This window comes from Serratia sp. X3 (assembly GCF_014982455.1).
GTDB classification, from domain to species: Bacteria; Pseudomonadota; Gammaproteobacteria; order Enterobacterales; family Enterobacteriaceae; genus Serratia; species Serratia ureilytica.
Genome location: NZ_JADCNB010000005.1, coordinates 260301 through 274768, shown reverse-complemented (window position 1 = coordinate 274768; position 14468 = coordinate 260301). Strand labels below are relative to the sequence as shown.

The following is a 14468-nucleotide window of genomic DNA, read 5'->3' as shown; positions in this document are numbered from 1 at the left end:
TTCAAGAGGGTAATGATGACGCCGCCCGGCGCTTTTCGCCGACGACGTTACCGAGATAAAACGCCAACAGGCTGAGCAACAGCGAAGGCACGATAGGGTGCAGCCCCGCCGGTTGCAGATTGAAGCTGGCCAATAGCGTATAGCATACCGCACCCGACACCATTGAGCTAAGCGCTCCCTGTGCATTGGCGCGTTCCCAATACAGGCCCAGCACCAGCGGCCACAGGAAGACCGCCTCCAGCCCGCCGAAAGCCAGCAGGTTGAGCCAGATGATCATCTCAGGCGGCCGCCAGGCCGCCAGCAGCACCAGCAGGCCGAGGATCAGCGTGGTCAGGCTGGAGAAGCGCTTGATCAACCGTTCGTTGTGGATCTGCTGCGGCCGCACGCCCAGATAGAGATCCTTGATGATGGTGGCGGAGGATTGCAGCAGTTGGGCGTTGATGGTCGACATGATCGCCGCCATCGGCGCCGCCAAAAAGATCCCGGCGGCGTACGGCGGCAGCACGGTGATCATCAGCGTTGGGATCACCTGATCGGGGATCTTGAGATCGGGCAATACCGCGCGGCCGAGCGCGCCGGCCAGGTGCATGCCGAACATCAGCACCGCCACCACCACGGTGCCGAGCAGAATGCCGCGATGCACCGCCTTGCTGTCCTTGTAGGAGATGCAGCGCACGGCGGTGTGGGGCAGGCCGATCACCCCAAAGCACACCAGGATCCAGAATGACGCCATAAACGGCAGGCTGAGGATCTGATCGCCGCCCTGCGGCGACACCAGCGCCGGATCGATCTGCTGCAGTTTGCTTACTGCGCTGTCCAGTCCGCCGGCGGCATGGATCACCGCCACCAGCAGCAGCATGGTGCCAAGCAGCATCACCAGCCCCTGCATGGCGTCGTTCAGCACGCTGGCGCGGAAGCCGCCGAAGGCGGTGTACAGCGCGATGCTGATGCCGAAAATCAGCAGGCCGGTATCATACGGAATGCCGGCGGCGGTCTCCAACAGGCGGGCGCCGCCGATGAACTGCACCGTCATGGCGCCGAGGAACGCCACCAGCAGGCTGAGGCTGGCGAGCCACACCAACAGGCGGCTTTGGTAGCGGCCATACAGCATGTCATTGAGGGTAATGGCGTTGTAGCGCCGCGCCAGGATGGCGAATTTCTTGCCCAGCACGCCGAGCGACAGCCACACCGCCGGCAGTTGGATCATCGCCAGCAGCACCCAGCCCAGGCCGTATTTGTAGGCGGCGCCGGGCCCGCCGATAAACGAACTGGCGCTGATGTAGGTGGCGGTCAGGGTCATCGCCAGCACAAAGCCGCCCATCGAGCGGTTGCCGAGGAAGTATTCGCTGAGGAAATTTCCGTTCTGACGGCGGCGATAGGCATACACCGACAGGCCGAATACCAGCAACAGGTAGGCGACCAGCGGCAGGATCACTTCAGTTTGCATCGCGGTCCTCCAGCGAAATGTCGCGGAACACCGTGCGCACCATTAGCCAGCACAGGCCGATGAACAGCAGCGGCACCAGCAGGCAGGCCATTTCGAACCAGTGCGGCAGGCCGGTGACGCCGATGGCGCTGTCCGGCAGGTAGGCCGCCAGCCCCCAGGCCAGCAGGTAGAGCAACGTCAGCCCCAGCGCCCAGCGCGCTTCGCGGTGCGCCTGAATAAAGCGTTTGTCCATCCGTGTCTCCCATAGGTTTACGGTGATGGATTCATCAAAGGTAGGGAATTTTACGGCATGACGGCGTTTTGCCAAGCCGTTACTGGCGTCAGCGCCAAAGAAAAAGGCCGGTGATTAACCGGCCTTTCGTCAGACGATGCTGCGTGCCTGCTTAGGTTTCCTGCAGACCCAGCTTCTTCTCCAGATAGTGGATGTTGGTGCCACCGTGCTGGAAGTTTTCGTCGTTCATGATCTTCTGCTGCAGCTCAACGTTGGTTTTGATGCCGTCGATGATCAGTTCAGCCAGGGCGTTTTTCATGCGGGCAATCGCCACGTCACGGTTTTCGCCGAAGGTGATCAGTTTGCCGATCATGGAGTCATAGTACGGCGGTACGGTATAACCGGCGTAGATATGCGATTCCCAACGTACGCCGAAACCGCCTGGCGCGTGGAAGCGGGTGATCTTGCCCGGGCTCGGCAGGAAGGTGTTTGGATCTTCGGCGTTGATGCGGCATTCTACCGCATGGCCGTGGATCTTCACTTCTTCCTGTTTGATCGACAGCGGCTGACCGGCAGCGATGCGCAGCTGCTCTTTGATCAGATCCACGCCGGTGATCATTTCGGTAACCGGGTGCTCTACCTGAATACGGGTGTTCATTTCGATGAAATAGAACTCGCCGTTTTCATACAGGAACTCGAAGGTGCCTGCACCGCGATAGCCGATTTCCACACAGGCTTTCGAGCAGCGCTCGCCGATGTAGCGGCGCATTTCGCTGGTGATGCCCGGCGCCGGCGCTTCTTCGACCACTTTCTGGTGGCGACGCTGCATGGAGCAGTCGCGCTCGGCCAGATAGATGGCGTTGCCCTGGCCGTCGGCCAATACCTGAATCTCGATGTGACGCGGATTCTCCAGGTATTTTTCCATGTACACCATGTCGTTGTTGAAAGCCGCTTTGGCTTCCGCTTTCGTCATGTTGATGGACTGCTCAAGGTCTTTGTCGCTGCGCACGACGCGCATGCCGCGGCCGCCGCCGCCGCCGGAGGCCTTGATGATCACCGGATAACCGATGCGCTTGGCGAAGGCACGGTTTTTATCCATGTCATCGGTCAGCGGGCCGTCGGAGCCCGGCACGCATGGCACGCCGGCTTTTTTCATGGCGTTGATCGCGGAAACCTTGTCGCCCATCAGGCGGATGGTTTCGGCTTTCGGGCCGATGAAGATGAAACCGGAGCGTTCAACCTGCTCGGCGAAGTCGGCGTTCTCGGACAGGAAGCCGTAGCCCGGGTGGATCGCCACCGCGCCGGTGATTTCCGCCGCCGAGATGATGGCCGGGATGTTCAGATAGCTTTTTACCGATGGCGCAGGACCGATGCAGACGGTCTCGTCGGCCAGCAGAACGTGTTTCAGATCGCGGTCGGCCGCGGAGTGAACCGCAACGGTCTTGATGCCCAGTTCTTTACAGGCACGCAGGATGCGAAGCGCGATCTCGCCGCGGTTGGCGATAACAATTTTATCAAGCATGGGGGCGCCTCGTTATTCGATGACGACCAGCGGCTCGTCATATTCGACCGGCTGGCCGTTTTCCACCAGGATGGCTTTCACGACGCCGGACTTGTCCGCTTCGATCTGGTTCATCATTTTCATGGCTTCAACGATGCACAGGGTATCGCCGGCGTTCACTTTCTGGCCCACTTCCACGAAGGCTTTCGCGTCCGGGCTTGGGGTGCGGTAGAAAGTGCCTACCATTGGAGAACGAACGACGTGGCCACTCACGGCCGCCGGTGCTGCAGGGGTTTCTGCCGCAGGCGCGGTGGCAACGGCGCTAGCCAGGGCTGGCTGCTGCTGTGCCGGCATCGCGTAGGCCTGCTGCATGACGGGATAAGCCTGCGCCGGTGCGGCACGGCTGATGCGAACCGATTCTTCGCCTTCAGAGATTTCCAGTTCAGAAATGCCTGATTCTTCAACCAGTTCGATCAGTTTCTTGATTTTACGAATATCCATGAGTGTGATTCCGTACTCTTTTTGTGGAGCAATTAGTGGGTTTTCGACAGACGGTTAACCGCTGCCTGTAAAGCGAAAGCGTAGCCATCCGCGCCGAAGCCGCAAATCACGCCTACCGCTACGTCTGAGAGATAAGAGTGATGGCGGAAAGGTTCGCGGGCGTGCACGTTGGACAGGTGGATCTCGATGAACGGGATCTGCACCGCCAGCAACGCATCGCGCAACGCCACGCTGGTATGCGTGAACGCCGCCGGATTTATCAGAATGAAATCGGTATTGCCGCGCGCCTGATGGATGCGATCGATCAGCTGATGCTCGGCGTTGGACTGCAGATGGCTCAGGCTAATATCCAATGCGGATGCCTGGTTTTCCAATCCGTTAACAATCTCTGTCAGCGTCGTGCTGCCGTACTTCTCCGGCTCACGCGTCCCCAGCAGATTGAGATTGGGGCCGTTCAGAAGCAAAATGTGAAACTTATCCGCCATTGTGCTGGTATCTCCGGCAATAAAACCATCATCGTAGAAAATAACCCGATGTTACCGATTTGTCACCTGTTAAGGGGCAAATTCACCCTGAGAACAGAAACAAGGTCGGGCATTATAACGATATCGTAGCAATTCGCAGCTAAATACTGGTCTTATCAGCGAAGATATTCAACCCCAAATCGACGAACTCGGGAAGCCGTGACAGGAATATGAGCGCTGGAACACAAAAAAAGTTCCCGCCGGCGGCGCGTGTTTTTCAGCGGCAATCCCGCGCGCCGCCGCGCGATTCAGCGCCACCAGGCGCGGAATTTCTTGTAACGCAGGCCCAACAGCGCCACCGCCAACAGCGCGTAAATGAACGGCTGGGGTGAAAACGTTTTGACCGACCACAGATAGTGAATGGGCGCGAGGATCGCCGCCAGATAGACGAAGTTGTGCAACATTTGCCATTTGGCGCCCAGTTTGCGCATCGCCCACAGCGTCGAGGTGGCCGCCAGCGCCAGCAGGATCAGCCAGGTGAGGATGCCGAGCGTCAGATACGGGCGGTTCACCAGCTCGCTGCCCAGCAGGCCGAGATTGCTCAGCCCCAGTTCCAGCGTGGAGTAGCTTATCAGGTGCAACGTGCCCCAGGCAAAGCACCACAGCCCGACCAGGCGGCGGCAGCGGATCAGCAGCGGTTGCCGGGCATATCGCGCCAGCGGGGCGATAGCCAGCGTGGCCAGCAGCAGTTTCAGCGTCATCCTGCCGGTAAAATGCTGTATGTCCTTGGACGGATCGGCGCTGAACCAACCCTGGTCCACCGCCAACACCAGCCAGAGAAAGGGCAAAAATGCCGCCAGATGCAGGGCGGCTTTCAGCCATTTGATATGAACAGGTGTCAGGCGCACTTAGAAATTCTCCCGCAGGTCCATGCCGCGATACAGTGACGCCACCTGATCGGCATAGCCGTTAAACAGCAGCGTCGGTTGGCGTTTGACATCGAGAATGCCGCCGGCACCGATGAAGCGTTCGGTAGCCTGCGACCAGCGCGGATGATCGACGTGCGGATTCACGTTGGCGTAAAAACCGTACTCGTTCGGCGCAGATTGGTTCCAGGTGGTCGGCGGCTGATCGCGCACCAAACGGATATGTACGATCGACTTGATGCCTTTGAAGCCGTATTTCCACGGCGTAATCAACCGCAGCGGCGCGCCGTTTTGCGGCGGCAGGGTTTTGCCGTACACACCGACGGTCAGCAGCGCCAGCGGATGCATCGCCTCGTCCAGCCGCAGCCCTTCGACGTAGGGATATTTCAGGCCGCCGCCGATAAAGCGATCTTTCTGGCCGGGCATCTGTTCCGGATCGTACAGCGTCTGGAAGGCCACGTAGCGCGCGTTGCTGTTCGGTTCGGCCAGCTTGATCAGTTTGCCCAACTCGAAACCGATCCACGGCACCACCATCGACCAGGCCTCGACGCAGCGCATGCGATAAATGCGCTGCTCCAGCGGGAAACGCTTCATCAGATCGTCGATATCCAGCGTTATCGGCTTCGCCACTTCGCCGTCGATGCGCACTTTCCAGCCTTCGGTTTTCAGCCCGCCGGCGTTGGCGGCCGGATCGGCCTTGTCGAGGCCGAACTCATAGAAGTTGTTGTAGCCGGTGACCTTGTCTTCCGGCGTCATCGCTAGCTGCGCCTGCCAGGCGGCCGGTTTGCTGAATTCCAGCGCTTTGCCCGGCGGCGCCTTGGGACGATCGTTGCCTTTGAACCACGACAGCAGGTCCGCCTGCGCGCCGGTAGGCAGCGCCAGCGTGGCGGCGGTGATGCCGAGCGCCTGCAGCACTTTGCGCCGCTGGTGGAATACGCTCTCCGGCGTGACGTCGGCCTCGGTCAATTTGGGGTGTTTGTTCATGCTGATGTTCTCCGCGACTGATGCCCGCCGCCCGCGAGCGGTTTACGGGGCTCCATGAAATAAGCATGGCGCTAAAGCCGGCCGGAAGCGAGGGGGGACGGGAAAATATGAAATTTCGCAGACGCCGGTGAGCCCCCCGTCGCCGGGGGGAGTCCGTCAGCGGATTTTCACCAGAGTGCGGCCGGTGATTTGGCTGTTCAGCAGCGCGGCGGCGGTGGCCGGCGCCTGTTCGAGAGTGATTTCGTGCGTGGCCTGCTGATAGAAACTGTCCGGCAGAATGCCAGCCAGCCGTTCCCAGGCGGTTTGGCGGCGATGCAGCGGCGTATGCACCGAGTCCACGCCCTGCAGGCGCACGTTGCGCAGAATGAACGGCATCACGGTGGTCGGTAACTGATAGCCGCCGGCCAGGCCGCAGGCGGCGACGGTGCCGTTATAGTTCATCTGCGCCAGCACCCGGGCCAGCAGCTTGTCGCCGACGGTGTCCACCGCGCCGGCCCACAGCTGTTTCTCCAGCGGACGCGGCGTGTCTATATAGCCATCGCGCGACATCACCTCTTTGGCGCCGAGCGCTTTCAGGTAGTCGGTATTGCTGTCGCGGCCGCTGATGGCGGTCACCCGGTACCCTAGCGCCGCCAGCAGGGCGATGGCGGTGCTGCCCACGCCGCCGCTGGCGCCGGTAACCAGGATATCGCCGTCGTCCGGGTGTACCCCGCCTTCCTCCAGCGCCATCACGCACAGCATGGCGGTAAAGCCGGCGGTGCCGATGATCATCGCCTTGCGCTCATCCAGGCCGTTCGGCAGCGGCACCAGCCACTCGCCGGAGACGCGGGCCTGCTCGGCCAGGCCGCCCCAGTGGTGTTCACCCACGCCCCAGCCGGTGAGCACCACGCTTTGCCCCTCTTTAAAGCGAGCGTCACCGCTGTGGCGCACGGTGCCGGCGAAGTCGATGCCAGGCACCATCGGGAAATGACGCACGATCTTGCCTTTCCCGGTGATCGCCAGCGCATCCTTGTAGTTCAGGCTGGACCAGTTGATGTCGACGGTAACATCGCCTTCCGGCAACCGATCGCTGCCGATATCTTTGATATGAGCCAGAGTTTGGTCGTCTTGTTGTTCCAATAACAGTGCACGCATGTCACTCTTCCTCTCGTTTACACTTTTCTATCAATGGCTGAATCACATTTATTTGACTATATGCATAATAAGCGGCCCATGTCCTGATAAAGGACAAAAACGGCGCTTGCAGGTTTAATTCCTCAGCAAGGCTTGTTAGGGTTGGACGGCCCCTTTTAGCTAAAGGGTGAACACTCACTTAACCATAGCGGACAAGGCACAGGGATGCGATTTACCACCAAACTCTCTGCATTGATCACTCTGTTGGTCGCGCTGGCGATGTTTTTGATGCTGATGGGATGTTCATACAGCTTCTTTTACGTCACGCAAGATCGCGTGGAGCGCCGCTTGGATTCGCTGGTTACCACTCTCGACCAAGCCATGTTGCGCGAGCCACCGCAAGAGCAGGAGAAATGGTTGCCGATTGTCATGCGCACACTCGGCATCGTGTCAGTCCGCGTAGAGGCCGGCGCCAGCAATCTCCTCGACTATAAATTGCCGACGGCGAAAAAAGAGCCCTGGGATGCGCTGAACGGCTATCGTCAGGTCTCGCGCCCTCTGTTGCAGCATCCGGGCAGTACGCTGCAAATCACCTACCTCGATCCCTTCGCCAGCGATGTGCGCACGTTGCAATCCACGGCCGCCGTCACGCTGTCGATCGTCGTCATGGTGGTGATTTTGCTGTTCAGCCTGCGCTGGCTGCGTGAACAGGCCGACGGCGAGGATCGTCTGGAACGCCGCGCGCGGCGCATTCTAAACGGCGAGCGTGAAAACGTCATGCAGGGCGACGTGCGCGAATGGCCGGCCAACGTCAGCGGGGCGCTCGACCGCCTGCTGGCCGATCTGGCGGAAGCCCGGGAGGAGCGCAGCCGGGTCGATACGCTGATCCGCGCCTTCGCGGCGCAGGACGCCAAAACCGGGCTGAACAATCGCCTGTTCTTCGATAACCAATTGACCACTCAGCTGGAAGAGGAAGGCTCTCACGGCATCGTGATGATGGTGCGGTTGCCCGATTTCGAGACCCTGCGCGAGACGCACGGCAGCGTGGCGGTGCAGGAGCTGATGTATTCGCTGGTCAATCTGCTGTCTACCTTCGTGATGCGCTATCCGTCGGCGCTGCTGGCGCGCTATTTTCACAGCGATTTTACCGTCTTGCTGCCGCATCGCACGCTGAAGGAGGCCGACGGCATCGCCTCACAGCTGGTCAACGCCATCGATGCCTTGCCTTCCACGGCGATGATCGACCGTGAGGCCTTCCTGCACATCGGCATCGTGGCGTACCGCAGCGGTCAGACCACGGAGCAGGTGATCGATTACGCGGAGCAGGCGACGCGGCACGCCACGCTGCAGGGCGAAAACGGTTGGTATGTGTACGACAGCCAGGTGCCGGAAAAGGGGCGCGGCAGCGTCAAGTGGCGCACGCTGCTGGAACAGGTGCTGGCGCGCGGCGGCCCGCGGCTGTATCAGAAACCGGCGGTGACCGTGGAAGGCGAGGTGCACCACCGCGAGATCATGAGCCGAATTTATGACGGTGCCCAGGAATTGCTGCCGGCGGAATATATGCCGCTGGTGGAGCAATTGGGGTTGGCGGAGAGTTACGATCGCCAACAGGTGAGCCGCATCATCCCGTTGCTGGCTCAGTGGCCTGAAGAAACGCTGGCGTTCCCGCTGTGCGTGGACTCGATTTTGCAGCGTTCGTTCCAGCGCTGGCTGCGCGATACGCTGTTGCAGTGCGAAAAAAGTCAGCGTCGACGCATTCTGATTGAACTTGCGGAGGCAGATGTGTGTCAACATATCGACCGTTTGCGTCCGGTGCTGAGGTTGCTGTCAGGGCTGGGTTGCCGCCTGGCGGTGTCCAAAGCGGGGTTAACCGTGGTCAGTACGTCCTATATCAAGTCGTTGCAGGTGGAGATCGTCAAGCTCCACCCGGGGTTGGTGCGGAGTATCGATAAGCGGGACGAAAACCAGCTGTTCGTGCAGAGCCTGACCGGCGCCTGCGCGGGCACGCGCGCTCAGGTGTTCGCTGCCAGCGTACGCACGCGCAACGAATGGCAGACGTTGAAAGAGCGTGGGATCCATGGCGGGCAGGGCGACTTTTTCGCGTCGCCGGAACCGATCGACGTGGGGCGTAAAAAATATTCACGTCGTTATCGTGTTTAAGCTGATTGACGGACAAAAATTGACGTAGAATGAGGACCGGATCCATCTGGGCCTCGTTACCGTCTTTTTGGAGTTTTTTCCAAACTGCCTGCGACAACAACGCCTATTTGAGATAGGCTCTTGTCTGCCTTTATCTGGTTGACGTTGGTAGGTGCTTACCACCGGCGGCAATCAGGGAATATGTTAGATTTTATGAGCTGTGTTACGCCGTTTCGTGCGTTGACAGGGTGGTAAACTGAGCCTTTGTTCAGGGAATTCAGGCCTCATCCAATTTCCGTGCATTCGAGCAGAAACAATACAGACTATTTTTCACCGAAGTAGAACGTTTTTGCGCCTTGTCGCTGCTTCGTGTGGTTGGTAAAGTAGGCGGATTTTATTTTCCGCCCCCAGCTTGCAGGATTATCCTTTCGTTATGTTTAAGAAATTTCGTGGCATGTTTTCCAACGACTTGTCCATCGACTTGGGTACCGCCAATACCCTGATTTATGTTAAAGGGCAAGGCATCGTACTGAATGAACCTTCGGTGGTTGCCATTCGCCAGGATCGTGCCGGCTCCCCAAAGAGCGTAGCGGCCGTCGGTCATGACGCCAAACAGATGCTGGGCCGCACCCCCGGCAACATCGCGGCTATTCGCCCGATGAAAGACGGCGTGATCGCCGACTTCTTCGTGACCGAAAAAATGCTGCAGCACTTTATCAAACAGGTTCACAGCAACAGCTTTATGCGTCCAAGCCCGCGCGTGCTGGTCTGTGTGCCGGTCGGCGCAACCCAGGTTGAACGCCGCGCTATCCGCGAGTCCGCCCAAGGGGCCGGCGCGCGTGAAGTGTTCCTGATTGAAGAGCCGATGGCGGCGGCGATCGGTGCAGGCTTGCCGGTTTCCGAAGCGACCGGCTCCATGGTGGTGGATATCGGTGGCGGTACCACTGAAGTGGCGGTGATCTCGCTGAACGGCGTGGTGTACTCCTCTTCCGTGCGCATCGGCGGTGACCGTTTCGATGAAGCCATCATCAATTATGTGCGCCGCAACTATGGCTCGCTGATCGGCGAAGCCACCGCAGAGCGCATCAAGCACGAAATCGGTTCTGCCTATCCAGGCGACGAAGTACGCGAAATCGAAGTGCGCGGCCGTAACCTGGCTGAAGGCGTACCGCGCGGCTTTACCCTGAACTCCAATGAAATCCTCGAAGCCCTGCAAGAGCCGCTGACCGGCATCGTCAGCGCGGTGATGGTTGCGCTGGAGCAGTGCCCGCCAGAATTGGCCTCCGACATTTCCGAACGTGGCATGGTCTTGACCGGCGGTGGCGCGTTGCTGCGCAACCTCGATCGCCTGCTGATGGAAGAAACCGGCATCCCGGTCGTGGTGGCGGAAGATCCGCTGACCTGCGTGGCGCGCGGCGGCGGCAAGGCGTTGGAAATGATCGACATGCACGGCGGCGATTTGTTCAGCGAAGAATAGTCAGCCCCTGGAAGGAGGAATCGTATCGGATGAATGCGCACAGCGAAAATCGGGTACGGTTCCTCTTTCTGTTGTCGAGGAACTCGCATAATTTATGAAGCCGATTTTTAGCAGGGGGCCTTCCCTGCAACTGCGACTTTTTTTGGCGGTGATCGCGGCCATTGGCCTGATCGTTGCCGACAGCCGGCTCGGCACGTTCGTGAAGATACGTAACTACATGGACACCGCAGTCAGCCCTTTCTATTTTCTGGCCAACGGGCCGCGTAAAGTTTTGGACAGCGTGTCAGAAACGCTGGCCACCCGCCAACAGCTGGAGCTGGAAAACCGCGCTCTGCGGCAGGAACTGCTGCTGAAAAACAGCGATATTCTTCTTCTTGGCCAATTCAAGCAGGAAAACGCCCGCTTGCGCGAGCTGCTGGGTTCCCCGCTGCGCCAGGACGAACACAAGATGGTCACCCAGGTGATCTCCACCGGTTCCGATCCGTACAGCGATCAGGTCGTTATCGACAAAGGGTCGGACAACGGCGTCTATGAAGGCCAGCCGGTGATCAGCGACAAGGGCGTAGTTGGCCAGGTCGTGGCAGTGGCGAAGGTGACCAGCCGCGTGCTGCTGATCTGCGATGCCTCGCACGCGTTGCCGATTCAGGTGCTGCGCAACGATATTCGGGTGATCGCCGCAGGCAGCGGCTGCGCCGACGATCTGCAGTTGGAACACCTGCCGAACAATACCGATATCCGCGTTGGCGACGTGCTGGTGACCTCCGGCCTCGGCGGCCGTTTCCCGGAAGGGTATCCGGTGGCGGTCGTCTCTTCGGTCAAGGTCGACAATCAACGCGCTTACACCGTGATTCAGGCGCGGCCGACCGCCGGTCTGCAGCGCTTGCGCTACCTGCTGCTGCTGTGGGGCGCCGATCGCAACGGCGACATGCCGTTGCCGCCGGACGAAGTGCACCGCGTGGCCAATGAACGCCTGATGCAGATGATGCCGCAGGTGCTGCCGCCTGCCGGTTCGGTCGGACCGCAGCTACCGGCGCCGGCCACCGGCGTGGCGCCGCAAACCGTCGCTCCGGCGTCTGTCCAGCCTGCCGCGGCGGGAGTGGTGCAATGAACAGTTACCGCAGCCACGGGCGCTGGATCATCTGGCTGTCGTTCCTGGTGGCGTTGGTGCTGCAAATCATGCCGTGGCCGGAACAGATCTACATGTTCCGGCCTTCGTGGCTGGTGCTGATCCTCATCTACTGGGTGATGGCCTTGCCGCACCGCGTCAACGTCGGCACCGGTTTCGTGCTGGGGTTGATCATGGATCTGATCCTTGGCTCCACGCTGGGCGTGCGTGCGCTGGCGCTGGGCATCATCGCCTACCTGGTGGCGTTCAAATTCCAACTGTTCCGCAATATGGCGCTGTGGCAACAGGCGCTGATCGTCGTGCTGCTGTCGCTGTCGATGGACGTGGTGGTGTTCTGGGCTGAGTTTTTAGTGATCAACGTCTCTTTCCGCCCAGAGGTGTTCTGGAGTAGTGTGGTAAACGGCATTTTGTGGCCGTGGTTATTCCTGTTGATGCGCAAAATCCGCCGTCAGTTCGCCGTACAGTAAGGGTATCTCAATGACTTCGCTTTATCTGGCCTCCGGCTCCCCACGTCGACGTGAACTGCTGACCCTGCTGGGCGTATCGTTCGACATTCTGTTGACGCATACCGAAGAGCAGCGCCGGGAAGGCGAAGCCGCGGAAGCCTATGTGCGCCGCCTGGCGCAGGACAAGGCCAAAGCGGGCGTGGCGCTGGCGCAGGAAGATCGGCCGGTGCTGGGCGCCGACACCATCGTGGTGCTCAACGGTCGGGTGCTGGAGAAGCCGCGCGACGAAGCTCATGCGGCACAGATGCTGGCGGCCCTGTCGGGCAAACAGCATCAGGTGATGACGGCGGTGGCGATCGCCGATCGCCAAGACGTGCGTTGCCAGCTGGTGGTGACCGAAGTGACGTTCCGCAGCCTGTCGCAACAGGATATCCGCGACTATATTGCTACGGGCGAACCGATGGATAAAGCGGGCGCCTACGGCATTCAAGGAAAGGGTGGTTGTTTCGTCAGAACGATAACCGGGAGTTATCACGCGGTGGTCGGTCTGCCACTGGTCGAAACACATGAGCTGCTCAGTAATTTTGTCGCATTACGTGATGTAAGAACCGGTTGATGGGCGCTGCCATTATCGACCGGCTCTGAGGAGAAGGCATGACAGCTGAGCTACTGGTTAATATCACACCGTCTGAAACGCGGGTCGCCTATATCGATGGCGGCATTCTGCAAGAGATTCATATCGAACGCGAATCCAAACGCGGCATCGTCGGCAATATCTATAAAGGGCGCGTCAGCCGCGTCCTGCCGGGGATGCAGGCGGCGTTCGTCGACATCGGCCTGGACAAGGCCGCCTTCCTGCACGCCTCCGACATCATGCCGCATACCGAATGCGTCGCCGGCGACGAGCGGAAAAACTTCCACGTGCGCGATATCGCCGAGCTGGTGCGCCAGGGGCAAGACCTGATGGTGCAGGTGGTGAAAGATCCGCTCGGCACCAAGGGCGCGCGTCTGACCACCGACATTACGCTGCCTTCGCGCTATCTGGTCTTCATGCCGGGCGCGGCGCACGTCGGCGTATCGCAGCGCATTGAAAGCGAAGCCGAGCGCGAACGCCTGAAGTCCATCGTTGCGCCGCACTGCGACGAGCTGGGCGGTTTTATCATCCGCACCGCGGCGGAAGGCATCGGCGAGGAGGAGCTGGCGCAGGACGCGGCGTTCCTCAAACGCCTGTGGACCAAGGTGATGGAGCGCAAGAAGCGCAACCAGACCAAATACAAGCTGTACGGCGAGCTGGCGCTGGCGCAGCGCATCCTGCGTGACTTCGCCGGCGCGGCGCTGGATCGCATCCGCGTCGATTCGCGGTTGACGCACGATCTGCTGGTGGAGTTTACCGGCGAGTATATCCCGGACATCACCCGCAAGCTGGAGCTGTACACCGGCAGCCAACCAATTTTCGATCTGTACGATGTGGAAAACGAGATCCAGCGCGCGCTGGAGCGCAAGGTAGAGCTGAAGTCCGGCGGCTATCTGATCATCGATCAGACCGAGGCGATGACCACCGTCGACATCAACACCGGCGCCTTCGTCGGCCACCGCAACCTCGATGAAACCATCTTCAATACCAACATCGAGGCGACGCAGGCCATTGCCCGCCAGCTGCGGCTGCGCAACCTGGGCGGCATCATCATTATCGACTTCATCGATATGAACAACGAAGAGCATCGCCGCCGGGTGCTGCACTCGCTGGAGCAGGCGTTGAGTAAAGATCGGGTAAAAACCACGATCAACGGCTTCTCTCAGCTAGGCTTAGTTGAAATGACGCGTAAACGAACGCGTGAAAGCATTGAACATGTGCTCTGTCACGATTGTCCTACTTGCAATGGGCGCGGCACCGTGAAAACGGTGGAAACCGTGTGCTACGAGATCCTGCGCGAAATTGTGCGCGTGCATCACGCCTACGATTCCGATCGCTTCCTGGTGTACGCTTCCGCGGCGGTCGGCGAAGCGCTGAAGAGCGAAGAGTCGCACGCGCTGGCCGAAGTGGAGATCTTCGTCGGCAAACAGGTGAAAGTGCAGATCGAACCGTTGTACAGCCAGGAGCAGTTCGACGTCGTCATGATGTAGCCCGCCCGA

General features: G+C 59.9%; 14 protein-coding genes. 6 read left to right on the top strand and 8 right to left on the bottom strand.

Annotated features, from left to right (window positions below; all coding sequences use genetic code 11):
- Position 1: 1 nt before the first annotated feature.
- From panF to IMX17_RS19665, 8 genes are all read right to left on the bottom strand, one after another.
- Positions 2-1447, bottom strand: coding sequence for a sodium/pantothenate symporter (gene panF, locus IMX17_RS19700; RefSeq protein ID WP_046897214.1), 1446 nt, complete (start codon positions 1445-1447; stop codon positions 2-4).
- Positions 1437-1679, bottom strand: coding sequence for a YhdT family protein (locus tag IMX17_RS19695; protein WP_004936865.1), 243 nt, complete (start codon positions 1677-1679; stop codon positions 1437-1439). The genes panF and IMX17_RS19695 overlap by 11 nt, the downstream gene beginning before the upstream one ends.
- A 151-nt stretch (positions 1680-1830) precedes the next feature.
- Positions 1831-3180 (bottom strand): acetyl-CoA carboxylase biotin carboxylase subunit, encoded by a 1350-nt coding sequence (accC, locus tag IMX17_RS19690; protein ID WP_004936886.1) that lies wholly within the window; start codon positions 3178-3180, stop codon positions 1831-1833.
- Positions 3181-3192: 12 nt separating this feature from the next.
- On the bottom strand, positions 3193-3660 hold the full coding sequence (accB, locus tag IMX17_RS19685) for an acetyl-CoA carboxylase biotin carboxyl carrier protein (RefSeq protein WP_046897215.1): 468 nt from the start codon (positions 3658-3660) through the stop codon (positions 3193-3195).
- Between the two features lie 32 nt (positions 3661-3692).
- On the bottom strand, positions 3693-4145 hold the full coding sequence (aroQ, locus tag IMX17_RS19680) for a type II 3-dehydroquinate dehydratase (RefSeq protein ID WP_193550143.1): 453 nt from the start codon (positions 4143-4145) through the stop codon (positions 3693-3695).
- 287 nt (positions 4146-4432) lie between these two features.
- Entirely contained in the window at positions 4433-5032 is a 600-nt protein-coding gene (gene msrQ / locus IMX17_RS19675) for a protein-methionine-sulfoxide reductase heme-binding subunit MsrQ (protein ID WP_046897217.1), read from the bottom strand.
- The gene (msrP, locus tag IMX17_RS19670) at positions 5033-6034 is read right to left on the bottom strand and encodes a protein-methionine-sulfoxide reductase catalytic subunit MsrP (RefSeq protein WP_193550142.1); all 1002 of its coding nucleotides are present in this window, start codon (positions 6032-6034) and stop codon (positions 5033-5035) included.
- Positions 6035-6190: 156 nt separating this feature from the next.
- On the bottom strand, positions 6191-7168 hold the full coding sequence (locus IMX17_RS19665) for an MDR family oxidoreductase (protein WP_046897219.1): 978 nt from the start codon (positions 7166-7168) through the stop codon (positions 6191-6193).
- A 204-nt stretch (positions 7169-7372) separates the two neighbouring features.
- On the opposite strand from IMX17_RS19665, the gene csrD reads away from it, so the two are divergent.
- The 6 genes from csrD (at position 7373) to rng (ending at position 14459) form a co-directional block, all read left to right on the top strand.
- A complete protein-coding gene (gene csrD / locus IMX17_RS19660; RefSeq protein WP_193550141.1) occupies positions 7373-9307 on the top strand; it encodes an RNase E specificity factor CsrD in 1935 nt (644 codons plus the stop codon).
- Positions 9308-9719: 412 nt separating this feature from the next.
- The gene (gene mreB / locus IMX17_RS19655; protein ID WP_003855260.1) at positions 9720-10763 is read left to right on the top strand and encodes a rod shape-determining protein MreB; all 1044 of its coding nucleotides are present in this window, start codon (positions 9720-9722) and stop codon (positions 10761-10763) included.
- Positions 10764-10857: 94 nt separating this feature from the next.
- A complete protein-coding gene (gene mreC, locus IMX17_RS19650; protein ID WP_193550140.1) occupies positions 10858-11871 on the top strand; it encodes a rod shape-determining protein MreC in 1014 nt (337 codons plus the stop codon).
- Positions 11868-12356: a rod shape-determining protein MreD gene (gene mreD, locus IMX17_RS19645; RefSeq protein ID WP_004936918.1), complete on the top strand. Its 489-nt coding sequence runs from the start codon at positions 11868-11870 to the stop codon at positions 12354-12356. The genes mreC and mreD overlap by 4 nt, the downstream gene beginning before the upstream one ends.
- Before the next feature lie 10 nt (positions 12357-12366).
- Positions 12367-12951, top strand: a complete 585-nt coding sequence (locus IMX17_RS19640) for a nucleoside triphosphate pyrophosphatase (RefSeq protein WP_046897221.1) — start codon at positions 12367-12369, stop codon at positions 12949-12951.
- Positions 12952-12989: 38 nt separating this feature from the next.
- Positions 12990-14459 carry a ribonuclease G gene (gene rng, locus IMX17_RS19635; protein WP_019453170.1) on the top strand — a complete coding sequence of 490 codons (1470 nt, stop codon included), beginning with the start codon at positions 12990-12992 and terminating at the stop codon, positions 14457-14459.
- Positions 14460-14468: the final 9 nt, after the last annotated feature.